This window comes from Agarivorans litoreus (assembly GCF_019649015.1).
GTDB lineage: Bacteria > Pseudomonadota > Gammaproteobacteria > Enterobacterales > Celerinatantimonadaceae > Agarivorans > Agarivorans litoreus.
Window position 1 is genome coordinate 2,977,315 of record NZ_BLPI01000001.1, and the last position, 24,034, is coordinate 3,001,348.

Annotated in this window: 19 protein-coding genes; 9 read left to right on the plus strand and 10 right to left on the minus strand. The window is 44.8% G+C overall.

Translation table 11 applies throughout. The annotated features are described in order from the left end of the window. Positions 1-40: 40 nt before the first annotated feature. Genes K5L93_RS13800 through K5L93_RS13830 form a run of 7 tightly spaced genes read left to right on the plus strand, consistent with a single transcriptional unit; the run spans position 41 to position 8,867 of the window. Entirely contained in the window at positions 41-2,200 is a 2,160-nt protein-coding gene (locus tag K5L93_RS13800; protein WP_220720350.1) for a type I secretion system permease/ATPase, read from the plus strand. Beyond that, entirely contained in the window at positions 2,193-3,587 is a 1,395-nt protein-coding gene (locus K5L93_RS13805) for an HlyD family type I secretion periplasmic adaptor subunit (RefSeq protein ID WP_220720351.1), read from the plus strand. The genes K5L93_RS13800 and K5L93_RS13805 overlap by 8 nt, the downstream gene beginning before the upstream one ends. 48 nt (positions 3,588-3,635) lie before the next feature. Continuing rightward, positions 3,636-4,931, plus strand: a complete 1,296-nt coding sequence (locus tag K5L93_RS13810) for a TolC family outer membrane protein (RefSeq protein ID WP_220720352.1) — start codon at positions 3,636-3,638, stop codon at positions 4,929-4,931. Then, positions 4,931-5,533, plus strand: a complete 603-nt coding sequence (locus K5L93_RS13815) for an OmpA family protein (RefSeq protein WP_220720353.1) — start codon at positions 4,931-4,933, stop codon at positions 5,531-5,533. The genes K5L93_RS13810 and K5L93_RS13815 overlap by 1 nt, the downstream gene beginning before the upstream one ends. Positions 5,534-5,539: 6 nt before the next feature. Beyond that, the gene (locus K5L93_RS13820; protein WP_220720354.1) at positions 5,540-6,211 is read left to right on the plus strand and encodes a transglutaminase-like cysteine peptidase; all 672 of its coding nucleotides are present in this window, start codon (positions 5,540-5,542) and stop codon (positions 6,209-6,211) included. 9 nt (positions 6,212-6,220) lie between these two features. Beyond that, positions 6,221-8,152 (plus strand): bifunctional diguanylate cyclase/phosphodiesterase, encoded by a 1,932-nt coding sequence (locus K5L93_RS13825; protein WP_220720355.1) that lies wholly within the window; start codon positions 6,221-6,223, stop codon positions 8,150-8,152. Between the two features lie 25 nt (positions 8,153-8,177). Beyond that, positions 8,178-8,867, plus strand: coding sequence for an SIMPL domain-containing protein (locus K5L93_RS13830; RefSeq protein WP_220720356.1), 690 nt, complete (start codon positions 8,178-8,180; stop codon positions 8,865-8,867). Between the two features lie 108 nt (positions 8,868-8,975). Here K5L93_RS13830 and K5L93_RS13835 read toward each other — a convergent pair whose 3' ends face one another. From K5L93_RS13835 to K5L93_RS13855, 5 genes are read right to left on the minus strand one after another with little or no spacing between them, the layout of a single operon-like run. After that, the gene (locus K5L93_RS13835; RefSeq protein WP_220720357.1) at positions 8,976-9,950 is read right to left on the minus strand and encodes a substrate-binding domain-containing protein; all 975 of its coding nucleotides are present in this window, start codon (positions 9,948-9,950) and stop codon (positions 8,976-8,978) included. Between the two features lie 36 nt (positions 9,951-9,986). Further along, positions 9,987-10,991 carry an ABC transporter permease gene (locus K5L93_RS13840; protein ID WP_246615054.1) on the minus strand — a complete coding sequence of 335 codons (1,005 nt, stop codon included), beginning with the start codon at positions 10,989-10,991 and terminating at the stop codon, positions 9,987-9,989. Beyond that, positions 10,988-12,523, minus strand: coding sequence for a sugar ABC transporter ATP-binding protein (locus K5L93_RS13845; protein WP_220720358.1), 1,536 nt, complete (start codon positions 12,521-12,523; stop codon positions 10,988-10,990). Before K5L93_RS13845 ends, K5L93_RS13840 begins: the two co-directional genes overlap by 4 nt. Further along, positions 12,510-13,679, minus strand: a complete 1,170-nt coding sequence (locus tag K5L93_RS13850) for a Gfo/Idh/MocA family protein (RefSeq protein WP_220720359.1) — start codon at positions 13,677-13,679, stop codon at positions 12,510-12,512. The genes K5L93_RS13845 and K5L93_RS13850 overlap by 14 nt, the downstream gene beginning before the upstream one ends. Before the next feature lie 9 nt (positions 13,680-13,688). Then, a complete protein-coding gene (locus tag K5L93_RS13855) occupies positions 13,689-14,741 on the minus strand; it encodes a sugar phosphate isomerase/epimerase family protein (RefSeq protein WP_220720360.1) in 1,053 nt (350 codons plus the stop codon). A gap of 356 nt (positions 14,742-15,097) precedes the next feature. Here K5L93_RS13855 and K5L93_RS13860 point away from each other — a divergent pair, with 356 nt between their 5' ends. After that, entirely contained in the window at positions 15,098-16,087 is a 990-nt protein-coding gene (locus K5L93_RS13860; protein ID WP_220720361.1) for a LacI family DNA-binding transcriptional regulator, read from the plus strand. 91 nt (positions 16,088-16,178) lie between these two features. On the opposite strand, the gene K5L93_RS13865 is transcribed toward K5L93_RS13860, so the two are convergent. Next, a complete protein-coding gene (locus K5L93_RS13865) occupies positions 16,179-17,540 on the minus strand; it encodes an RICIN domain-containing protein (protein ID WP_220720362.1) in 1,362 nt (453 codons plus the stop codon). Positions 17,541-17,778: 238 nt separating this feature from the next. Further along, positions 17,779-19,227 (minus strand): aldehyde dehydrogenase, encoded by a 1,449-nt coding sequence (aldA, locus tag K5L93_RS13870; RefSeq protein ID WP_220720363.1) that lies wholly within the window; start codon positions 19,225-19,227, stop codon positions 17,779-17,781. A gap of 343 nt (positions 19,228-19,570) precedes the next feature. On the opposite strand from aldA, the gene K5L93_RS13875 reads away from it, so the two are divergent. Then, the gene (locus K5L93_RS13875) at positions 19,571-20,350 is read left to right on the plus strand and encodes an FCD domain-containing protein (RefSeq protein ID WP_220720364.1); all 780 of its coding nucleotides are present in this window, start codon (positions 19,571-19,573) and stop codon (positions 20,348-20,350) included. A 71-nt stretch (positions 20,351-20,421) separates the two neighbouring features. Here the strand turns inward: K5L93_RS13875 and K5L93_RS13880 are convergent, their stop codons facing one another. The 3 genes from K5L93_RS13880 to K5L93_RS13890 form a co-directional block, all read right to left on the minus strand. Further along, a complete protein-coding gene (locus tag K5L93_RS13880) occupies positions 20,422-22,065 on the minus strand; it encodes a sugar porter family MFS transporter (RefSeq protein ID WP_308805604.1) in 1,644 nt (547 codons plus the stop codon). A 212-nt stretch (positions 22,066-22,277) separates the two neighbouring features. Continuing rightward, positions 22,278-23,369 carry a mandelate racemase/muconate lactonizing enzyme family protein gene (locus tag K5L93_RS13885; RefSeq protein WP_220720366.1) on the minus strand — a complete coding sequence of 364 codons (1,092 nt, stop codon included), beginning with the start codon at positions 23,367-23,369 and terminating at the stop codon, positions 22,278-22,280. Between the two features lie 10 nt (positions 23,370-23,379). After that, complete coding sequence (locus K5L93_RS13890) at positions 23,380-24,009, minus strand: bifunctional 4-hydroxy-2-oxoglutarate aldolase/2-dehydro-3-deoxy-phosphogluconate aldolase (protein WP_220720367.1); 630 nt, start codon at positions 24,007-24,009, stop codon at positions 23,380-23,382. Positions 24,010-24,034: the final 25 nt, after the last annotated feature.

Consider the following 24,034-nt stretch of genomic DNA (forward strand, 5'->3'; position numbering starts at 1 on the left):
GGCTTACTCTTGATGTTTTTGTTTATGGAAAGGACGCTCGGTGCAGGACGCTAACCCACAGCAGCAATATCGTGATTTAGATTTAACCGCAGAAAGAACAGACCCTTTACTGAGTAGTTTAGTATTTTTATCTAAGTATTACGGTAAACCTTTCTCTGCGCGCGCTCTCTCTGCTGGCCTGCCTCTAGAGGAAGGCTTGCTAACACCTGCCTTATTGCCTCGTGCCGCTTTGCGTGCCGGTATGGACGCCTCTATTGTTAAAAAGCCAATTAACAAAATACCTGAATTGCTCTTACCTTGCATTTTGCTGTTAAAAGATGGTCGTTCTTGTGTGCTGCTTTCACGAACTGAAGAAGACATAGAAGTGGCTTGGCCGGAACTTCCCGATAGTCATGAACATATTCCTTTAGATAAACTAGAGCCAGATTACACCGGCTTTTGCTGCTATGTTCGTAAGCGTTATCGCTTTGATGCTCGTTCTCCAGAGTCATTAAGCAATAAGCAAGGTCATTGGTTTTGGAATACGCTGCGTCGCTCAGCGCCCATTTATCGCGATGCCTTAGTCGCTTCCTTGTTTCTTAATTTGTTTGCGATAGCCTCTCCACTGTTTGTTATGAACGTCTATGACCGTGTGGTACCTAACTCGGCGATTGATACCTTATGGGTACTTACCGCAGGAATGGCCTTGGTGCTGGTGTTTGATTTTGCCCTGAAACAGATGCGCGCATATACCCTAGACTTAGCGGCGAAAAAGTCTGATATTTTGCTCTCTGCGCGGATCTTCGAAAAACTACTCAACATCAAAGCAGAAGTGCGGCCGCCTTCGGTGGGGGCTTTTGCTAAGAATGTGCAAGAGTTTGATTCTATTAGGGAGTTTGTCACCTCCTCAACCATCGCGGCCTTGGTTGATGTACCCTTTTCCTTGTTGTTCTTATTGGTCATCGCCATGGTGGCTGGGCCATTAGCTCTGGTGCCCGCAGGTGCGGCTTTGTTAATGCTACTTTATTCTTTTTATATTAAACGCAAAATGCATCAAGAAGTTGAATTGGGTAGTCGCTTTGCCAGCCAAAAAAATGCCCATCTGATCGAAAGCCTAAATGGCATTGAATCCTTGAAATTAGCTGGGGCCGAGAGTCAGTTTCAACACAAGTGGGAAGAGCTAGTAGGTAACATCGCCACTTGGAACATGGCTATTCGCAAGCTAGCCACATCGGTAGGTAACGTTAACGCCTTTGTCTCACAAAGTACCACGGTATTGATAGTGGTTGTTGGGGTATTCCAAATCTCTCAAGGTGAGTTATCGATGGGCGGCTTGGTTGCTGCTGTTATGCTTACTGGTCGCGCCTTAGTGCCATTCTCTCAAGTTTCTCTACTCGCAACACGTTATAACCAAGCACAATCTGCATTAGAAAATCTCGAAGATATTATGCAATTGCCCGATGAGAATTTAGAGCGTTATATGCATCGTTCTCATTTCGACGGAGCAATCAGTTTTACGGATGTGAGCTTTACCTATCCTGGTAGCGATCAGCAAGTACTTAAGAATGTAAGCTTCTCTCTAAAAGCCAAAGAAAAAGTTGCGATTATTGGCAAAATTGGCGCTGGAAAAACTAGTTTAGAGAAAGTCTTGCTGGGGTTCTATACACCTCAGCATGGTGCTATTCGCCTCGATGGTGTGGATCTTAACCAAATTAGCCCTGCTGATATTCGACAGAAAATGGGCTGTTTACCGCAAGACATCAATCTGTTTTTTGGCTCTATTCGTGAAAACATCACCTTAGGTGTGCCGCATATTGAAGATGAGTTAATCTTCCGAGCTGCTGAATTGGCTGGTGTTACTCAATTTACCGATGTGGACCCAGAAGGCTTAGACAGACAAGTCGGTGAACGGGGTCAATATCTGTCGGGTGGGCAGCGCCAAGCTGTCGCCTTAGCACGAGCACTGTTGTTTAATCCGCCAGTATTGGTATTGGATGAACCAACCAGCAGCATGGATGCCTATTCGGAAAATTTCGTCAAAGAACGTTTGAAGAAAGTGGCCGAAGATAAAACTTTTATTTTAATTACCCACAAAATGTCGATGCTGGATTTAGTGGATCGGATTATTGTACTAGAACGAGGCCAAGTGGTTGCCGATGGCAGCAAAGCAGAAGTGCTAGAGTTATTGCGTAGTGGTAAAGTGAGGGCGCCAAATGAGTAAGCGCAAGCAGGACCTCTCGGAAGCTGAGCTAAAGTTTGTTGACGATATTAATGCTGCTATTTTGATGAAAACGCCACGTCGCTCTAAGCGTTTGTTGTGGCTTATTTTTGTTTTGCTAGCTTGCGCACTGTATTGGGCTCACTGGGCCAAGGTGGATGAAGTAACCGTAGGCAGCGGCAAGGTGATCCCCTCGCAACAAATTCAAACCATTCAGAACCTAGAAGGTGGTATTTTAAAGCAGATTTTGGTGAAAGAGGGTGAGCAAGTTGAGCCTGCCCAGCCCTTGCTATTGATTGATGATACCCGCTTTCGTTCTGACTTTAGAGAGCAACAGCAACGAGTAATAAACCTAGAAGGTGATGTCGCTCGACTGAAAAGTGAAATTTCCAGTATTAAGCTCAATTCCGAATTACCGACTAAACAGTGGAGAGAACAGGTCGAAATTGTTGAAGCTGATATCGAGTTTGATGACGAATTTAAACAGAAGTACCCTTCAGAAGTGACAGGACAGCAACTACAAAAGTCGGCACGCCTCAATGCATTGCAAAATCAGCTATCAATTACCGCAGGTCAAATTGAGCAAAAGCAGCAAGAGTTACTCGAGCTTAAATCAAAAATCACTCATGTGAACACTAGTTATAATCTGGTCTTAGAAGAGCTGCGTATCACCAAGCCTTTAGCAGAAGAAGGGATTGTTTCTCAAGTTGAGATTTTAAAATTGCGTCGCCAAGCCAACGATTTGAATGGTGAGCTGCAAAGCAGCAAGCTACTTGAACCAAAAATCAATAGCGCAATTAGTGAAACGATTTACAAGCGCCGAGATATCGCTCTCAATTTTCTTAGTGAAGCACGTCGTGAACTTAACCAAATTGAGGCAGAGCTACAACCTTTAAGCGAGGGGCAAGTTAGCTTGCGTGATAGAGTGGATCGAACCTCAGTTGTCTCTCCAGTAAAAGGTACCGTTAAGAAAATTTACATTAATACTGTAGGCGGGGTCGTTCAACCAGGCATGAGTATTATGGAAATAGTACCAATTGAAGACAATCTATTAGTTGAGGCCAAAATCCAACCAAAAGATATTGCATTTCTTCGTCCAGGGCTTAAAACTGTTGTTAAATTCAGTGCTTACGATTTTTCCATTTATGGTGGCTTGGACGGCCGACTAGAGCATATTAGTGCTGACACCATTTTGGATGAGGAAGGGAATAGTTATTATTTGGTGAGAGTGAGAACTGATAAAAACTATTTAGGTAATGATGATGCACCATTGCCGATTATTCCCGGAATGCTATCTAGTGTAGATATCATCACTGGCAAGAAAAGTATTTTAGATTATTTGCTTAAACCAATAATCAAAGCGCAACAATCAGCGCTACGCGAACGATAAGAAAGTCTGTTTGCTAACCCTTTGGTTAGCCTGCGACAAGGAGTGTTAATGAATAAGCTGACCTTAACCCTAGCGTCTGGTCTATTGATGTCTTGTAACTTGGCTTCAGCTCAGTCATTGGAGCAAGCGGTAGCTAAAGTGCTTACCGAGCATCCTCAATTGCAATCATCCTTTAATCAATTTAAGGCCAGTAGCGAACAATACCAAAGTGCTAAAGGTGGTTATTATCCAACGATTGACCTTACGGCAGGTGCTGGTTGGGGACAACGTGAAACGGAAACTTTGGGTGTGAATAGTGCAAATCCTACTGAAATTGGCGTGAGCATTCGCCAGCTACTATTCAGTGGTTTTGCTACATCTGGAGAGGTTACTCGTACTGAAAACGAAACCTTGGCCGATCAATGGCTGTTATATAACGATGCTGAAAATATTGCCTTGCGGGTAGTGGATGTTTATCTAGAAGTGATTAAGCAGCAACAGTTATCGGAGCTAGCCGAAAGTAACTTACAAACCCACCTAGCTATTCAAAAAGATATTAAAAAACGCACCGATTCTGGCGTTGGCTCCAGTGCCGATTTGACTCAAGTAAACGGTCGTGTTGCCCGAGCAACCACTAATTCTTTATCGGCTAAAAATAACTTAATGGATGCACAAACTCAGTTTTTACGTGTAGTAAACGAATTGCCAAAAGATTTAGTGCAACCAGGGGCTGATGTGTCAATGTTACCCTCAGATTTAGATTCTGCCCTAATGGTAGCCTTAGATGTGCACCCAACGCTAAAGGCTGCTCAATTTGATGTTGCAGCCGCCAATGCGCAAAATACCGTCGCCAAAGCCAATAATTATCCTGAGATTGCCTTAGAATTAGATGGTAATTGGGATCGTAATCAAAATGGTTTAGATGATACTAAAGATTATGAGCTAGCCGCGATGCTCCGCTTACGTTACAACTTATTTAATGGTGGCAGTGATGCAGCGGAAATACGACGCAGTGCTTACGACGTTAATCGTGCTAAAGCCGTGGGCGAAGACGCACATCGCCAAGTTAGTGAGGGTACCCGCTTAGCTTGGAATGCTTGGGATGTATTGGTTCGTCAAAAATCCTTTTTACAACAGCATGTTGAAGCGAGTTATCAGACAGTCGAAGCTTACAAGAAGCAGTTTAACTTAGGTAAGCGTAGCCTGTTAGATGTGCTGAATACCGAAAATGAACTATTTGAAGCGCAAAATGAATTCATTAGCGCCGATATTGATGAGCTTCGCGCGAAATACCGTTTACTCAATGCCACAGGCTTATTGCTTGAGGCCTTACGTGTTAATCGACCTGAGAGCTGGACTTTTTAATGATAAAAAAGAGTTTAATTATCGCAGTGGCTGTTTTGGCCTTAATTGCGTGTAGTCAAACTGCTGATACTTACCAGGCTGAGCCTGCTAATTACGACCGCCAAGACCAAGACAGTGATGGTGTTATTAATGAGCGGGATCTTTGCCCGGATACCGAAGTGGGTGCGGCGGTCGATAATGATGGTTGTTCAGAGTTTCAAAACGTAGATGATGGTTATGAACTAATGGTGTTTTTTGGCCATGACTCAAGCAAATTAACCGAGGAATATGCACCACAGCTTCAGCAAGTTGCCGACTTTATGCAGAAGTATCCAGAAGTGAAAATCAGTGTTGAAGGTTACGCCAGCGCGAGTGGCAGTAAGTCTTACAACCTTAAATTGTCTGAACATCGCGCAGCAAGTGTGCGCCAGCAGTTAATTGATGATTATTCTGTGAGCGCAGAGCGCATTGAACTAGAAGCTATTGGAGAAGAAGAGCTATTGGCTGAGGGTGATTCAGAACAAGCAGAAGCTGCCAATCGCCGAGCGCGAATTTTTGTACAAGAGCAATACCGCAAAGTCGTTCCTCGTTGGTCGATTTATACGCCACACCTAAAGCAGTAATAGGCTATGCGAGGACTTTTAGCGCGTTGGTGGATAGCATTGCTGGCTTGGCCAGTATTGCTGTTTGCCACCGCTTACCAGCTAGAAGAGCTCGCCAGCACCGTTCGTAATTTCTATGGTGAAAAAGCCGAACTTAGAGTTCGAGCTTGGCGCCAAACCATCAACGATGGTCACAACATAAGCGAAGCAGACCAGCTTCGCTCCATTAATGATTTCTTCAATCAAATGCAATTTGTTGATGATATTGATGTATGGGGCCAAGAAGACTACTGGGCCACTCCCGTCGAATTCTTGGGCGCAGCAGCTGGAGATTGTGACGACTTTAGCATTGCCAAATACTTCTCGTTAATAGAACTGGGCGTGAGTGATGAAAAGATGCGCTTGGTTTATGTAAAGTCTCTTACTTACAACCAATTTCATATGGTGGTGGCGTATTATGAAACGCCTTCATCAATACCGATTATTCTCGATAACATCAATCCAAATATATTGCCGGCGACGCAGCGCGGCGATCTAGTACCCATTTATAGTTTTAATGGTCAGCACTTGTGGTTGATGAAAGAAAAAGGCCGTGGCCAGTTAGCTGGCAAATCTAGTCGTCTTAAACTTTGGACTGATCTCCAGCAACGCTGGCGGCTTAATAAACTCAAAAAACCAATAAAGAATTTCGATGCTTAGGGGAACACTATGACCTTATATCGCCAGTTGTTAATTGTGGTACTGCTTATCTACGGCGGCCTGCTGGCTGTGGTATTTAGTATCGAAATTGGCAATACCCGTAGTTACCTGTCTGAGCAGCAACTATCAGATGTAAACAATACAAGCACTTCTTTAGGCTTATCTCTAAGCCCTTATCTAGAAGATGAAGATGTAATTGGTGCCGAGTCGGTAATTAACGCCATGTTCGACAGTGGCTACTATCAGCAAATTAGTCTTAAGTTGTTTGCCGACGACAGCTTGATCGACCGCCGAAATACTCGTTCTATTGATGGCGTGCCAGAGTGGTTTACTTCACTTGAATTATTTCAGCCCAGCGCTCAAGAACAGGTATTAACCAGTGGTTGGATGCAGCTAGGAGAACTAAAAGTAGTTGGCCATCCTGGCTTTGCCTATTTGCAACTGTGGAACGCCATGGTTGATTTAGCAAAGCTGTTTGTCGTGGGGTATTTAGCAACGGTGTTGCTGTTAATGCGGGCGCTGCGTTATTTGTTAAAACCACTGGAGCAAATTCAACAACAAGCTAAGTTAATTGAACAGCGTAATTTTGGCCAAACCATTCCTTTGCCACATACTCAAGAGTTGCGCAGTGTAGTGGGTGCGATTAACCACATGTCAGATAACATTGCCCAGCAGTTTGAAAGCCAAGTACAAGAAGCTAGCGTTTTGCGCCAGCAAGCTTTTCAAGACTCGGTATCAGGCTTAGGTAATCGCGCTTATTTCATCAATCAAAGCAAATCTTGGTTAGCAGAGTCTGGGGTGGGTGGGGTTGCGCTCTTGTCTATCGATATTATTGAAGCTATTCACGTGCGTGATGGTTTTAGTGCCCGGGATGAGTTTATTCAGTCGGTGGGGGAGTTGTTTACCGCTTATACCCAGCAACAGCAGCAACTGGTATTTGCACGCATAAGCAATTTAGAATTTGCAGTATTAGCCGAGGGCTTCGATCAGCAGCAATTGTTGGATCTCGCAGAGCAAATTAATAAAGATTTATTGTCCCGCTTAGCTACGTGGAAGCAGTACATGCCTCGACCATTGGTGATGGGCTTAGTATTACGCCAAAAAGATGAAAACATAGGCGAGCTATTAACTGCAGCCGATACCGCTCTACATAACGCTCGCGAGCTGCGCGAAGGTTTCTTTAGTTTGGCCGATGTTGAGCATACGCATATTCCTCGTAGCAAATGGAAGCAGCTACTAGAAAATACCATTAGTCGCCAAAGCTTGGCTTACAAGGCGCAAGTGGTTAACTTTATTCATAGCGACAAAGTATTACACCACGAGTTGTTTACTACCATTGAAGTGGATGCTCAGCATTACGCTGCGGGTCAGTTTATGCCGGCGGTAGAGCAATTTAGATTGGGCGCTCAGTTTGACCAAATGGTGGTTGAGCAAGCCGCGCGAGCTTTGCAGCAGGACAATAATTTAAGCTTGGCGATTAACTTAACTTTATCGGCCATTAGCGAAGCGAGCTTTTTAGCGTGGTTAGTCGAACTGGCGCAGCAGTATCAAACGGTGGCATCGCGAATGGCCTTTGAAATTCCAGAAACAGCCTTTTTGCAAGAAAACCAACAGTTAGAAGCCAGTTTAGACAGTTTAAGAGAGCTGGGTTTCCAAATTGGTATTGATCAATACGGTCGTAATCTAAACTCCTTAAATTACTTAAGTAGGGTTAAACCTAATTACGTTAAAATTGACTATGGTTATACAGCACAGGCCTTGGCCGAAGATGGCGATAGCCACTTCTTAAGTGCGATATGCAGAGCCGCACGTAATTTACAAATTATCACAGTGGCACAGCGTGTCGAAAATCAACAGCAAGTTGAACTGCTGTCGGCCTTGCCTGTAGATGCCTATCAAGGTTATGTTGCGCCTCCTCAGCGTTTTACCTTGAATGATTAAGTGCACTAATGAGCAGAGGTAAGTAATGAACAAATTATTGTTAGTGGGTTTGGTTGCCTGCAGTGTTAGCATTTCTCCGGTATTTGCCGCTTTGCTGCATACTAGCGGTGAGGCTAAGTTAGTGGTAATTGCCGACCAAGTGCAATTAGATTTACATGCTAGTAGCTTGGCAAAAACGGCCAGTGATGCGAAACAGCAGGTCGATAAAATAGTTAAAGTTACTCAATCAAACCTTGCCAATTTATTAACCGACTCAGACCGCTTTGAAGCCAGCCAACTGCAAATTCAAGCTGAATACAAATATCAAGATAGAGAACGAGTATTTGTGGGTTACCGCGCGCAGCGCAGTATCATCGTTGAGCTGGCCAATCTAGATGGGCTGACTCAAGTACTAGATGCAGCTATGTTGAGCGGGGTGAATGAAGTACGCCAGCTACAATACAAAAGCTCACAAGAAGAACAGTACAAGCAACAAGTACGCGCTATGGCTGTGAACGATTCTTATATTAAGGCCAAGCAGTTGGCCGAAGGCTATAACGGCTTATTAGGCCCAGTGGTTGAGATTAACTATCGTAATCAGTCAGTGCTTCCCATGATGAAGATAGAGCGCGCCACTCTAGCTGCAACCGATGCGAACGCTGGCTCTTATCAGGCTGCTCAACTTATTTATAACGATAGTGTTGATGTGAGCTTTGAATTGCTAACCGAAGACTAGCTTTTGGCTTATGCTATAGCGCTAAGTAAAATCAACCAAGCGATAAAACAACAAAGCCCAAGCGCTTATTAGTAACAAGCAGACTTGGGCTTTTGCTTTTAGGGAAACTTAATAAGCCGCGTCGGCTACCACAAAGTCGCTAGCATTATTGATGTCGATGAGCTCGGCCGCCAAAATAACTCTAGACGGCGCACTATGGTACATTTTACCCAGCATTTCATGGCGAGCACCGGTAATCGCCAAAGCAATACCAGAAGCAACCATGCTAGGTGGATAGGTGACGGTAGCGCGAACTACCGGGTTACCATCTACCACCATTTTGATGATGTCTTGCGAGCCCGCTCCGCCTAATACGGTTTTAATGTCGGTGCGACCTGATTCTTTGATCGCCTGCATCACGCCTTTTAACATGTCATCATCTTGGCACCAAACCGCATCAATTTCTGGGTGTTTTTGTAAGTAGTTTTCCATAACCGCTAAGGCTTTTTGGGTAGACCAATCGGCGGGTTGGCTATCAAGAATAGTTATGCCTTTGTGTTGAGCAATCACCTCGTTAAAGGCGTCTACTCGTTGTTTGTTAATCGGAATAGACATCCCCTCAATAACTACCACTTTGCCTTTGCCTTCCATTTCTTTAGCTAGCCATTCGCCGCTTACACTACCTAAACCTGCGTTATCGCCCGCGATAAACACATTTTGTGCTGGCGTTTCTAGCTCGCGATCTACCACCACGGTGTAGATGCCACTGCCGTAGGCTTCCTCAATCACTTTTTGTAAGGTGGCAGGGTTATGCGGCAGTATCACTAAGGCATCGATGCCTTTGATCATCAAATCTTCTACATCGCCAACTTGTTTTGAACCAGAGCTGGCAGCCACTACGTAAAACTCTATATCGTCTTCACTTTTCTTAAAGTCGTCGGCGGCTTTTTCTGCCCACCACAACAAGCCTGCGGTCCAACCGTGGTCTGCTGAGGGAACGGATACACCCACTTTTAAGGTTTTAGCTACTGCGGCGTTTAATCCCAGTGAGGCAATAAAAGTAGCGGTAAGTAGTAGTTTTGCTATGTGTTGCAATAAACGCATGAGTTACTCTCCTTTGTATTAATCTACGGTGTTGGTTTAGCGGTCACGTTTAAATTGCATTAGCACTGCAATTAAAATTACTAAGCCTTTTACCGTTCCTTGTAAGTAGGGGGATACCCCTATTAAATTCAGCATGTTATTAATAATGCCTAATATGATGGCGCCGATAACGGTGCCCCATAAGGTGCCTTTGCCGCCAGACAGCGAAGTGCCGCCTATTACTACCGCTGCAATGGCGTCGAGTTCGTAAAACAAGCCCGCATCACCAGGGCTCACCGAATTTAATCGTGAGGACAGCATCACCGCAGACAAACCCACAGTGAAACCAACAATCACAAAAGTAAGAAAATAAACCCGCTGCACGTTAATCGCCGAGTAGGTCGCTACTTTGGGGTTTGAGCCCACCGCACATACATGGCGGCCAAAAGCGGTGTGGCGCAAAACCACATGACCCAAAAAGGCCAAACCAATGAATAGCCAAACCGGAATGGGAATACCCATCCAGTAACCGCCACCAATATCAGGGTAGTGATTGTTTTGTGAGACCATTTCTCCGGCATCACTGATGTAAAGGGTAAGCGAGCGGAAAATAGACATAGTGGCTAGGGTGGCGACAAAGGCGGTTATTTTGCCTTTAGTGGTGAGTAAACCATTTACCGCGCCAAAAGCTGCACCCATGGCCGTCGCCGCAACAATAGAAACGGTCACTGCCATCCAGCCGTCACCTAAATAGTTGAGCAGCATAATCACCAGTACACCCACTAAGGCGACCATTGAACCCACCGATAAATCTATTCCGCCGGCAATAATCACAAAGGTCATTCCTAGGGCAATAATGCCGGTATAGGAGACTTGTCTAAGCACATTGGTAAGATTTCTTGGGATAAGGAAGTGGTCACTGGCCATGGCCGACAGCACCACCAAAATGAGTAATGCGACTAAAGGAGCCCAGTTAGACAGAGTAAATTTAGGCAGCTTATTTAACCAACTGGAATTAGGGCTTAGCCCAGATTTTTGATTCATTTTAGCAACCTCACTCATTGGGGGCTCTCCTGCATCGGCGTAGATAGCGGCGTTGCCTGGCTTTGCAGACCTGCGGCCAAAAACATGATTTGTTGTTCGTTGATTTCTTGTTCACGCAGCTCTCCTTGAATTTGGCCTTCGCGCATCACCAATACTCGGTGGGCGAGGCCAATGAGTTCTTCCATGTCTGATGAGATCACCACAACCGCTAAACCTTGCTCGGTCATGCTCTGGATAAAGTGGTAGATTTCTTTCTTGGTATTTACATCAACGCCCCGAGTGGGTTCGTCGAGAATCAGTATTTGCGGCTGGGTATCCATCCATTTCGATAAATACACTTTTTGTTGATTGCCTCCGCTGAGGTAAAGCAACTCGGTATCTAAAGAGGCTGCTTTAATGTCGAATTTACGTACATATTGCTGAGCTTGTTGGCGAGCCTTGCCGTGGTTAATTAAGCCTTTGCAATAGTTGCCCAGTGAAATAAGGCTAATGTTCTCGGGCAAATTAAAGCTCATGGTTAACCCACAGCCTTGGCGATCTTCGCTTAGGTAGGCCAAGCCATGTTTTACCGCGTCTTTAATATTGTGAATGGTGACGGCTTGTTGATGAACAAAAATATTACCGCATTGACGTCGGCGTAGTCCCATTATCGCTTCTGCTGTTTCGGTGCGGCCACTGCCAATTAAGCCGGCAAAGCCCAGTACTTCACCTTGGCGCACCTCAAAACTAACATTGCTAATTAGGTTCTTCACACTGAGGTTTTCCACCTTCAGCGCTACCTTGTTTTGCACTTGTGAACGAGCCGGAAACACTTGGTTAAGCTCGCGCCCAACCATTTTTCGCGCCATATCTTGTTCATCAATCTGGCTAACTTGGTCTACTGAGATTAATTCGCCATCGCGCAGTATAATTAAGCGGTCGCACAATTGTTTAACCTCCTTAAGCTTGTGCGAGATAAACAAAATAGTGACGCCCTGCGCTTTAAGTTTATCGATAAGTTTGAACAGCACGGTAACTTCTTGGCTGGTCAATACCGTGGTGGGCTCATCCATAATCAAAATGCGTGCATCATTTACTAATGCTTTTGCTATCTCCACCATTTGTTTTTCGGCTACGCTGAGTGATTCAATCAGCGCATCGGGTGACAAGGTGGTTTCCAGCATGCTCAATAGCTGATAGGTGCGTTGGCGCATGGCTTTTTTATTCAGCAGTAAACTGCCTTTAAGCTCTTGGCCTAAGAAGATATTTTCAAATACACTGAGGCTGGCGATTAAGTTAAATTCCTGTGGAATCATCGCAATGCCCAAGGCTTTGGCGTCTGCTGGGCTGTTTATCTCAACGGCTTTGCCATTAACTAGCACTTGGCCGCTACTGCGCTGATAAATGCCAGAGATAATTTTTAGCAAGGTAGATTTACCCGCGCCATTTTCACCAAGAATGCCCATTACTTCGCCTGGTTGCACCTCAACGCTAATGCCGTGTAAAACTTGTACCCCAGAAAAGCTTTTAGTGATTTTCTCCAAGCTCAGAATAGGTTTAGGCAAGCTCATGAACGTTCTCCAAAGCGGTCCATTTACCGTTATTTTGCGAGGAGTGGATCATGGCATTGATGAACTGTAAGCCTTCTACACCTTGTCTCACTCCCGGCAATAAACTATTCGCCAGAATGTCGGTGGCCGATGAGCCACTGCGTGCTATACGAATAGCCTTGGCGGTTTCGGTGTAAATATTGGCAAAGCCTTCTAAGTAGCCCTCTGGGTGGCCGGCAGGGGTTCTCACCAAGTGTTCAGGCTCGGCGTTGTATCCATAACCTGCACGGCTAATAATTCGGCTAGGCTGGGAGAATGGGCTGTACAATAGTTGGTTGGGCTGCTCTTGCGACCATTCAAGCCCTCCATCACTGCCATAAACCCTAATCCGCAGACCATTTTCATTACCAGGGGCCACCTGCGAGCTCCATAGCATGCCGCGTACACCTTGCTCGAAGCGCAACATGGCATGTACGTTGTCGTCTAGTACTCGGCCATTTACAAAAGTAGACAGCTCTGCGCTTACTTGTTCTAGCTGTAAGCCACTTATAAAGGCCGCTAGATTAAAGGCATGAGTGCCAATATCGCCCAAGCAACCAGCAGGTCCCGAGCGCTTTGGATCGGTGCGCCATTCGGCTTGTTTGTTGCCGGTATTCTCCGCAGCGGTCGTGAGCCAATCTTGCGCATACTCCACTTGAACCAAGCGCAGCTTGCCAAGCAAACCTTCCCCAACCATTTGTTGGGCTTGGCGCACCATGGGGTAAGCACTGTAGTTGTGAGTGAGCACAAATAGCTTGCCGCTATTATTCGCCAGCTCTTTGAGTTCCATTGCCTCGTGAAGAGAGCAGGTCATGGGTTTGTCACAAATCACATGAATACCTGCGGCCAAAAATGCTTTAGCTATAGGGAAGTGCAAATGATTAGGTGTTACGATACTTACGGCTTCAATACCATCAGGGCGAGCGGCTTCCGCCTCAGCCATATCTTGATAGCTTAGGTAGCAACGGTCGGCAGCAATGCCTAAATCCTTGGCTGATTGTTGCGCTCTGGCTGGATCGGCACTTAATGCACCAGCAACTAATTCATATTGGTTATCTAAGCGTGCAGCAATTCGGTGAATGGCACCAATAAACGCACCACTGCCACCGCCTACCATTCCTAGTTTAATTTTATCCATGAGTTACTCCTATAAACCCAGAATTCGCAGATTTGCTGCTTGGTCGATGGCGCTGTCGGCAAAATCATCAAAGGCTTTGTCGGTGACTTCAATGATGTGTTGCTCTACAAAGGCTGCGCCTTCCAGCGCGCCAGCTTCAGGGTGTTTAAGGCAACATTCCCACTCAACCACCGCCCAGCCGCTAAAGTTGTATTGGGCGAGTTTGGAAAAAATCCCCACAAAATCTACTTGGCCATCGCCTAAAGAGCGGAATCGACCCGCACGTTCGGTCCAACTTTGGTAGCCGCCATATACGCCTTGTTGACCAGTGGGGTTAAATTCCGCGTCTTTTACATGGAACATTTTGATGCGAGGGTGATAGCGGTCGATAAAATCTAAATAATCCAGCTGCTGCAGCACAAAATGGCTAGGGTCATACAAGATATTGCAACGCGGATGCTGGTTAACTGCATCCAAGAACATTTCGAAGCTAACGCCGTCATGTAAATCTTCTCCTGGGTGAATTTCGTAACATACATCTACGCCAGCTGCGTCAAAGGCATCTAGGATCGGTAACCAACGCTTAGCCAATTCCTCAAAGCCAGTTTCAACTAAGCCTTGAGGACGTTGTGGCCATGGATACATATATGGCCACAGCAGCGCGCCAGAGAAAGTAGCATGAGCACTTAAACCTAGGTTTTTAGAAGCCTTTGCCGCCAACATCATCTGGTTTACCGCCCATTCTTGGCGGGCGCTTGGGTTAGCCCTTACGGACTCAGGGGCAAAGCCGTCAAACATTTCATCGTAGGCTGGGTGCACTGCAACAAGTTGGCCTTGTAGGTGCGTTGACAGCTCGGTGAGAGTGAGGCCATTGTCGGCAAGCAGGCTTAATACCTCTTGGCAATAGCTTAGGTCTTCTGCAGCGCGCTCCAAATCAAACAAACGTTTATCCCAGCTGGGCATTTGCACTCCTTTGTAACCCACACTGGCTGCCCAAGCGGCAATTGAACTTAGTGAGTTAAAGGGCGCTTCGTCACTAGCAAACTGGGCGAGGAACAGCGCGGGTCCTTGTAGGGTTTTCATCGGCAATCCTTTTATCGAAGTTCAAAGCAAATGTCGTATTTTGTTGAGATAAAATGTAATCGATTACATTTTATCTCATAAAAAAACCATGCGCAGTTCAAAGCTGGAGGCGTATAAAGCCGCACTGCATGGCATTTATTTAGTAGTTGAATAAAACTTATACAATAAAATAGTGTTTATCTAGCGTATGTTGCGAAAATGTGATCAGTTTAAAAGTTTATTTTTTGTACAAATTGCTGATTGAGTTCTTAAGTGATTTAAAATAAAGTACTTTATGATAATTGATGTAATCCGTTACATTTGGGCTAAACTTTCACTAAGGTTAGCCTTGCTTAATACCAATCTAAGGACAGTAAATGCCTACCATAAAAGATGTGGCCAAATTGGCAGGCGTATCTACCGCAACGGTATCTCGGGCGATGATGAGCCCAGAAAAAGTATCCGAGAAAACCCGTTTGAAGGTCGAGTTAGCGGTAGCCGAGTCGGGGTTCTCTCCCAATGTGATTGCCCGAAATTTAAGGCGCAGCGAATCGAAAACCATCGTGATTATTGTGCCTGATATTGCCAATATGTTTTTCGCCAGCATTGTGCGCGGGATCCAGCAGGTAGCCTTGCAAAACGGCTACAAAGTGTTGCTGGGGGACTCAATTCACACGGTTGAACAAGCAAAAGTGTACATGGACTTGGTACGCAGCAAGCAAGCCGACGGCATTATTTCGCTTACCGCTGAGCTGCCTATGGAGATCCGCCAAGGTACCGAAATTCCAATGGTAATGGCCTGTGAGTACTTTCCTGGTTTTCCTATTCCCACGGTGCGTATCGATAATCGTGGCTCGGCTAAGCGAGCTGTAGATTATTTATTAGATATTGGGCATAGCCAAATTGGCTGTATTACCGGCCCTATGGAAAACCCAATTTGTGTGGATCGTAAAGCTGGTTATCAAGACAGTCTGCAGCAGCTGAATATTGCGGTTGATGAAGCCGCGTTTGAAGACGGTGATTTTAGTTTTCAGTCGGGGTATAGCGCGTTCATGCGTCTACATCAGCACTACTCAATGACTGCGTTATTTTGCTTTAACGACATGATGGCGTTAGGGGCAATGAAAGCGGCCACTCAACTGGGTATTAAGGTGCCGCAACAGTTATCAATAGTGGGCTTTGATGACCTGTTATTTGCCGAATATACCAACCCAGAACTCACCACCATTCGTCAGCCGCAAGAAGATATTGGTAAGACAGCAGCCAACACGCTAATGAAGATACTGCAGGGCAGTAAAGCCAGCCAAGACACCATTGTGCCAACTCAGCTATTGGTTCGCTCTAGTTGCTGCTCGCCAGCTAAGTAACAATGTATTTTGTCTAAGCGTTGCTTTTGGGTGTAAAAAAAAGCCAGTGGTATAATCACCACTGGCCAAAAGGAAGGAATTGCTAAAAATACTACTGGAATTTAAAACGTTGGTTGGTACCTCCATCACATGACCATTGTCTAAGATCTGCGCCATTCGCGCCCGAATTGTTGGCTATTTCTAAACACTTGCCGCTTTGTTTATTGCGGATTTCAAAGGTATTACTGCCTTTATCTACAAGGCTCCATACTTGATTTGTATTGGCGTGGTTACAAACCCATTGTTGAACTTTAGCGCCGTCTGCAGAGCTGCCAGACGCTAGCTCCATACATAGTTGGCTTACTTTTGCGCTAATGCTGTATTCGTTATTGCCTAAAGCGGTAAATTGGAAACGCTGGTTATTGTTACCGGTGTTGCATGACCACTGTTGATAGGTGCTACCGTTCCATAATGCGCCGCTTTTCACATCTAGGCATAAGTTAGAGTGAGCCACTTGGAGGTTGGTATAACCACTGGGGGGAGTAATGCCACCTGTTGGCGGAGTAGTGCTGCCACCAGTAGGTTTGTAAACCCTAATCCAATCTACGTACATTTTGTTTTTATCGCCATCTGCTAGGTCTGCATCGGTGGCAATATGGCCTGCTTCAGAGCGCCAAGAATGGTCCTCGGTATCAAGAATAATGAACATTTCTTGATCCATGTTGTAACGGCTTTTATCTAGTATGGCACCGGTATAATCTTTATCTTTCATTACCACTTGGCTCCACGCGCCTTTAGTGGTTTTTTGGCCATCAATGTAGAAAGTCACTTCGGTGGGGCTTTTCCAGTAAACGCCAAAACGGTGGAAACCTTCACGCCAGTAATTGCCCCAAGTTGGGGTATTGTGTGTTTGGTCGTTAAAGTCACTGCTAATTGAGTTATCGTTGTTACGGAAGAATACGTGGAAGTTGGTTGACATGTTTTTGGCAAACCAGTCTTGGCGCGCACCGCCATACACTTCCAGAACATCAATCTCGCGTTGGTCGTTTTCACTTAGTAACCAAAAGTTAGAAGAGAGCTCTAAGTTGCTTACCTTAATGTTGGCTTCTAAGAAAATGGGGTATTTCACTTTGGTTTTAGAGGTGACAACCCCAGCATTAACTTGATTAGTACCTTGGCGGCGAGATGCACTAATAATTAAGTTACCATCACCAACCCACGATTCATCGCTTGACCAGTAGGTGAGGCCAGGGCCTGTCCAGTTATGAAAGTAGGCGTCTTTCCATTTGCTGGTAAAAGAGCTTGGTTTACCCGAATAGTTAAAAGAGTCTGAATAGCTTTCTTGTAACTCCCAGCTTTGCCCTGGATCTAGCTCTGCTGGAATTGGGATATTATCCCAATCGGCGGCATAAGTACTGAGTGATAAACCTAAACCGCAGGCTAATAGTAGTGGCTGCTTAGTGAATCCTTTCATTGTTACCTCCCTGTTTAGTGTGATAACAAATATCGCATAGTTATTAACCTATTTATGCGATCTGGTCGATCAATTTTTATTCATTGTTAACCTGTTGTGAGGTTTGTGAACAAGTTATTGTTTTTATTTTGTAGAAGGGTAGTGTTGGTGAGCAAGCTCTCGGAAGGGCAGATAAAAAAAGGCCTTGGTATGGCTACCAAGGCAAAGTGCTAACAATTGTCAAAAGGAATAAAAAAGATTACTGGTAGTTCAGGTAAATGGTTTTCTTCTGCAAGTATCCCTCCAAGCCGTATTTCCCATCTTCGCCGCCGATACCACTGCGTTTAAAGCCTGTATGGAAGCCATTTAATAGCTCACCATTCGGGCGATTAACATAGATTTCGCCGACCTCTAATTCGTTAACAACTTGCATGATTTTGCGCATGTCGTTGGTATATACGTAGCCAGACAAACCTAAGTCGATGTCGTTGGCATACTGTAATGCTTGCTCTAGGCTATCAATTGGCATTGCTGCTACAACTGGGCCAAACACTTCTTGTTTCATGATGTCCATTTGGTTGTTCACATCGGTAACCACGGTAGGTTCAAACCAGTAACCATTGGCAAACTCTTCGCCACTTGGTTTTCCGCCACCACAAGCGATGGTTGCACCTTCGGCCTTGGCTTTGCTGATCATCTCAACCAGTTTTTCCACTTCGCGAGCATTTACTTTAGGGCCAACGTCAGTGCTAGCTAACATTGGGTCGCCTATCTTAAGTTGCTTCACTTTAGCGATGAACTTATCCATAAACTCTGCGTAAATCGCTTTGTGGATATACATGCGCTCGTTAGACGTACAAATTTGGCCACAGTTGCCAAAGCCAGAGTTAACCGCGATTTCAACAACTTCGTCGATGTTGGCGTCGTCTAGTACAATAAACGGCGCTTTGCCGCCAAGCTCTAGGTTTAGTGCTGTGATGTTCTCTGAAGCAGAGCGGTATAAAATAGAGCCTACTTCCGAGCTGCCGGTTAGAGTCACAAGCTTAGTAATAGGGTTGCGCACTAGCTCGTCGCCTACCTCACCACCTAAGCCTGAAACAATATTTACTACGCCTTTAGGGAAACCTACTTTAGCGATAAGTTTTGAGAACTCTAATACCGTGAGCGGAGTATCTGCTGGTGGCATTACTACCATGGTATTGCCGGTGACTAAGGCATTACCTAGTTTGCGTGCCGCTAGTGCTAGCGGGTAGTTCCAAGCTAGCAGGCCTACGGTCACGCCAAAAGGTACACGTTGGATCCAAATCTGTTCGTCTTGATTTTCGCTGGTTACTATCTCGCCCTCGATGCGGCGAGCTGATTCAGCAGCGTAACGCAAAAAGCCAACAGAACCGGCTACTTCGCCACGTGCATCACTTAGCAGTTTGCCTTGTTCTTGGGTAATCATTTCGGCGTAACGCTCAGCGTCTGCCTCTAATTCATCGGCGAGTGCTGCTACAAATTCTGCTCGTTTTTGTGCGGGTAATTTAGCCCAGTCTTTTTGAGCCGCTTCTGATGAGCGTAAAGCATTAGCTGCTTCTTCACGACTCGCTTGCGGAGCATAGCCAACCAACTGTTCGTTACTTGGATTGACAACTTCAATAGTGTTGCCGGTAGCTGATTCTAACCATTCACCATCGATAAACATTTTGTGAGTAACTGTGCTCATCTAACTTCCTTTAGATTTCCAGTGGAAATAAAACTAATTTGGTAAACCAATTTGTGCATTCTACGCCATAAAGGTTAACCTTTAAAGTGATAAGGTTCACAAGTTAATCTGCTAATCTTGTGAAAATGTATTGGATTAATAAATAACTTCTACATTTCCTTTGATTAAAGCAATATTTTTTATTAGTCCTACAATTTAGATCAAAATGAGACATTGGTGGTTGTGGTTTACTACCGATAAATGCCAAAAAGCGGTACTATTCGAGCTTCGGTCTAGAACTTACTTGAATTGATTTACCAAAAGTTAGACAGTTTTTATATTTCCCCAAAGGTTAAATGACATTATGGCTAAGATGGACACCAAGCGGCGCTATTATGATATTGGCGTGCAAATCGAGGAATTGTTGTTTTCAGGCGTGTTTAAAGCGGGTGAGCGACTACCATCAGAGCGAGAGCTAAGCGAACGATTTGAAACCAGCCGCGCAACTATCCGAGAAGCTGTAATTATGCTGGAATTGAAAGGCTTGGTAGTGGTTCGCCAAGGTGCTGGTATTTACTTTATTGATTCTCCTGAAAAAGTTAACAAACGTACTATATTGCCAAAAAGCGATGTAGGGCCTTTTGAATTGCTCCAGGCGCGTCAAATTATCGAAAGCAGCATTGCTGGATTTGCCGCCACTCAAATTAAGTTTAACGAGCTACGTGAACTTAAAAAGGTACTGCAACTGCAAGAAAATGAGATAAATGGCGACAGCGAGAAGTTTGAAGCGCTGGACCAGCAATTTCATAGTTTAATTGCTGAGTCGACTCAAAACCGAGTGCTGATTAACCAAGCGGTTGACATGTGGAGCACAGTACGTACCACCAACCCGTTGTGGAATGAGCTTAACCACCAGTTTTTACACGAAGAACGTTTGCAGTCGATGTGGATTAATGACCACAAGCGAATTTTGTTAGCTTTGCAAAAACGCTCTCCGGAAGATGCTAAGCAAGCAGTGTGGCAACATATCGAGAACAGTAAGCAAGAGTTGCTCAAAATTGCTAGCTCTGATAATAGTGATACTGATTTAGACGATTACTTCTTTGCAATGGAATTTGATAGTAACTTTACCGAAAGCCATTAGTACAGCTGTTATAAGAAAAAGCCGCTAAATGAAAATTTAGCGGCTTTTTTATTTGGTTTTACAGCTAAGCGTTAGGCACTGGGCGCGTTACTGCCTAGTGGGTTATCTGAAACTTCTGCGCTGGTGGTTGGCTGGTTGCGCTTGTTTACCAACGTATCTTCAATCTCCTCAATGGTTTTATTCTTAGTCTCTGGCAACAGTGGCCACAGCAGCAACAGGCCTATTAAGCCAAATACCGAGTACATTAAGAAGGTATTTGCTGCACCTAGGTTGGCTAGCTGCCAAGGGAAAAACTGCTGGATTAAGTAACTGGCAACACTGGTGACTAATGCAAATAATGGGATCGCAACACTTCGTATCGAGTTAGGGAAAATCTCCGAAAACAGTACCCACATAATTGGCCCAATAGAAATATGGAAGGCTGCAATAAAGGCCAAAATGCCCACTAAGATAACAATTGGGTTGACCGAAATGGCGGCTTCAATAATGTGCCCTTCGCTTAGTCGAAGCGTATCAGCATCATAGTTACTTGCTAGCATTTCCTTAAAGCTTACATCATCAGCATATTGGCTATTTAGCTGCGCTTTAAGTGGAGTGGTATCGATAACGTCTTCTAGTTTATCAATGGTTTGTTGATTAATGCTGTAGCTGGCGTTGCTAAAGCCGTACCAACAAGTTGCGTGGCTTAGTACTACCGCCAATAATCCAAAGATAAGCAGTGGTTTTCGGCCTACTTTATCAATAAAGAAAACCGCTAATACCGTGAATACCACACTCGTTATGCCAATGTAGATAGCTTGCTGGAACGAGGCATTTAAGCCAAAACCAATTTGTTCGAACACCGTTGGAGCATAAAACAGAATCGCGTTCATACCGGTAATGCCTTGTACAACCGCCATGATAAAACCAATAGCAAAAATGGTTTTCATTGGCGACGAAAACAACAGCTTAAGTTGTTCGGTAATGCTACTGGTGTCCTGATGTTCTTTTAAGTTTTGCTCAATCTCAACCTGTACCTCTTCGGCGCGTTGCTCCGGTAACAGTTTTAGCAGTACTTCTTTAGCTTGCTCTTCTTTATTTTTCATCATTAACCAGCGAGGGGATTCCGGCACACGGCAAAGCAAGATAACCCAAAGCACCGCTGGTATAAGCTCTGAAGCTAACATGGTTCGCCATACGGTATCAGGCGCAAACAATAAGGAGTTCTCGCTTACATGCAGCACTAAATAGTAGTTAATGAAGTAAGCGGCTAATAAGCCAATCACAATGTTAAATTGATTCGCCGAGACGAGTTTGCCACGTTGTTTAGCCGGGGCTATTTCACCAATGTACATCGAGGCTAAAGAAAGCGAGCTAAAGGCTAATCCGCCAATAAAGCGCGCGATGGTTAACATCATAAAGCTGGTTGCTAAAGCTGACAGCAAAGCTGAAACGACGTAAAGACCAGCAATGATTATGAGGGTTTTTTTACGGCCCAAGGCGTCGGCGGTTTTACCCGCGACTAGCAAGGCTAAAATAGCCCCCAAACTTGGCGCGCCTACTACAGTGCCAATTTGTAAATCAGTGAGCGAAAACTCTGACGCGATAAAGCGCACTGTGCCGGAGATAATGGCTGCATCTAAGCCAAATACAAAGCCGCCAATAGCCACAATTAACGCATACTTGTAAGCATTCCATGTTTTTATGTCCATCTTTGTTCCTCTTATGAAGGTTATTTTCGGAAGCTATTTAAGCATGTTTGGTTGGCCAATTTGTCGATCGAGATCGACATTGGTTGATCTTTTGTGTGTATTGGTTATCAATTGTGGTGTTTTATTGATTTTTTTGTTGTTAGTTGGCGTGTGTTGAGGAAAGCAATATTAGCAAGGAGCTATAAAGTGAGCATAAAAAAACACCGCGCTAGGGCGGTGTTTAAAGAAGGGGCGATTTACACCTCGAAAGGTTTAATCTTATCCCAGTCAAACTCGACACCCACGCCTGGGGTATCTGGTGCTACAGCACGATGATCTTTAACCACCAATGGGCGCTTGGTGTATTCATCAATTGGGAAGCTATGTACTTCTAACCAGCCAGAGTTTGGCTGAGAAGACACTAAGCTCACATGCAACTCTTGCATGCCGTGAGAACATGCCGGAATGCCATGTTGGTCGGCTAAACGGGCAGCTTTAAGCCAGCCTGTAATACCGCCACAGTTTGAAGCATCGGGTTGCACAAAAGAAAGCTTGGCGCGCTCAAAGGCGTATTCAAATTCGTGAATGGTGTGTAGGTTTTCACCCATTGCCAAAGGAATTGAAGTGGCATCAGCAATCTTACCGTAACCTAGGTAGTCATCAGGAATGGTTGGCTCTTCAAACCAGGTTATATCGTATTGCTCTACGGCTTTAGACAAGGCAATGGCTTGCTCAACAGTTAATGAGTAGTTGGCATCGATCATAAAGGTAACGTCGTTACCAATTAGCTCACGCACTGCTTTGATGCGAGCAATATCTTCATTGGCATCGGCACGGCCAATTTTGATTTTAACCGCGTTGTAGCCCTTATCTAAGTAACCTTGAATATTGGCCAGTAGCTTTTCGGTGGTAAACTGTAAATCGATACCGCCGCAATAGGCTTTACAGCTAGAGTTATTAGCACCAGCCATTTTCCATAAAGGTTGATTTAACCGCTTACCTTTTAGATCCCAAAGGGCAATATCTACCGAAGATATGGCAAAAGAAGCGATACCACCACGACCTACATAGTGAATATGCCATTCCATAAAGTCGTAAATTTCATCGATTTGGCAGGCATCTTTGCCGATAAGAGCCGGTGCCAAGTCGTGCTCAACCATTGCTTTAATGGCATAGCCGCCTTTACCGCCTGTATAGGTATAACCGGTACCTTCACTGCCGTCTGCTAAAGTAATGGTGGTGGTCACTAACTCAAAGTGGTCATGATCACCGTGTTTGGCGTCAGATAAAATTTCCGCTAAAGGAATTTTAAACAAACGCGCTGTAACTGATTTAATTGCTGTATTCATGTTTGTTCTCTTACTCGGCAAGTTGCGCCACAATGTCTTTCACTAATTGACCGATGGTATCCCATTCGCCCTTATTAATAAGTGATTTATCTACCATCCAAGTGCCACCACAGGCTAAAACGCCGGGTAATGCCAAGTATTTTTCAATGTTGTTTTGATTGATGCCGCCAGTAGGCATAACTTGAATGTTGGTATATGGACCAAGTAAAGACTTAAGCATGGCAATGCCGCCAGAAGCTTCTGCTGGGAAGAACTTCACGGTATCTAAACCTAGCTCTAATGCTTGCTCTACCGTTGAGGGGTTATTAACGCCAGGAATAATGGCAATGTTGTGCTTCTGACAGGCTTTAACGGTATTTGGGTTTAAACCTGGAGAAACAATAAAGCTAGCTCCGGCCTCTTTCGCGGCTATTACTTGTTCTTCGTTTAAAATTGTTCCTGCTCCAATTAGCATATCTGGCTGTGCTTCGCGAAGTAGGCGAATTGCCTCTGCTGCGGCGTCTGAGCGGAAGGTGATTTCGGCAACGGGCAAGCCATTTTTAGTCAACTGTTCGCCCAGTGGCAAGATGTCGCTAGCTTTATCGATAGCAATTACTGGAATGACTTTAAATTGCTTAAGTAGAGAGTTTAAATTTTCCATGTTTTTGTCCGTAATATTAAAAGTA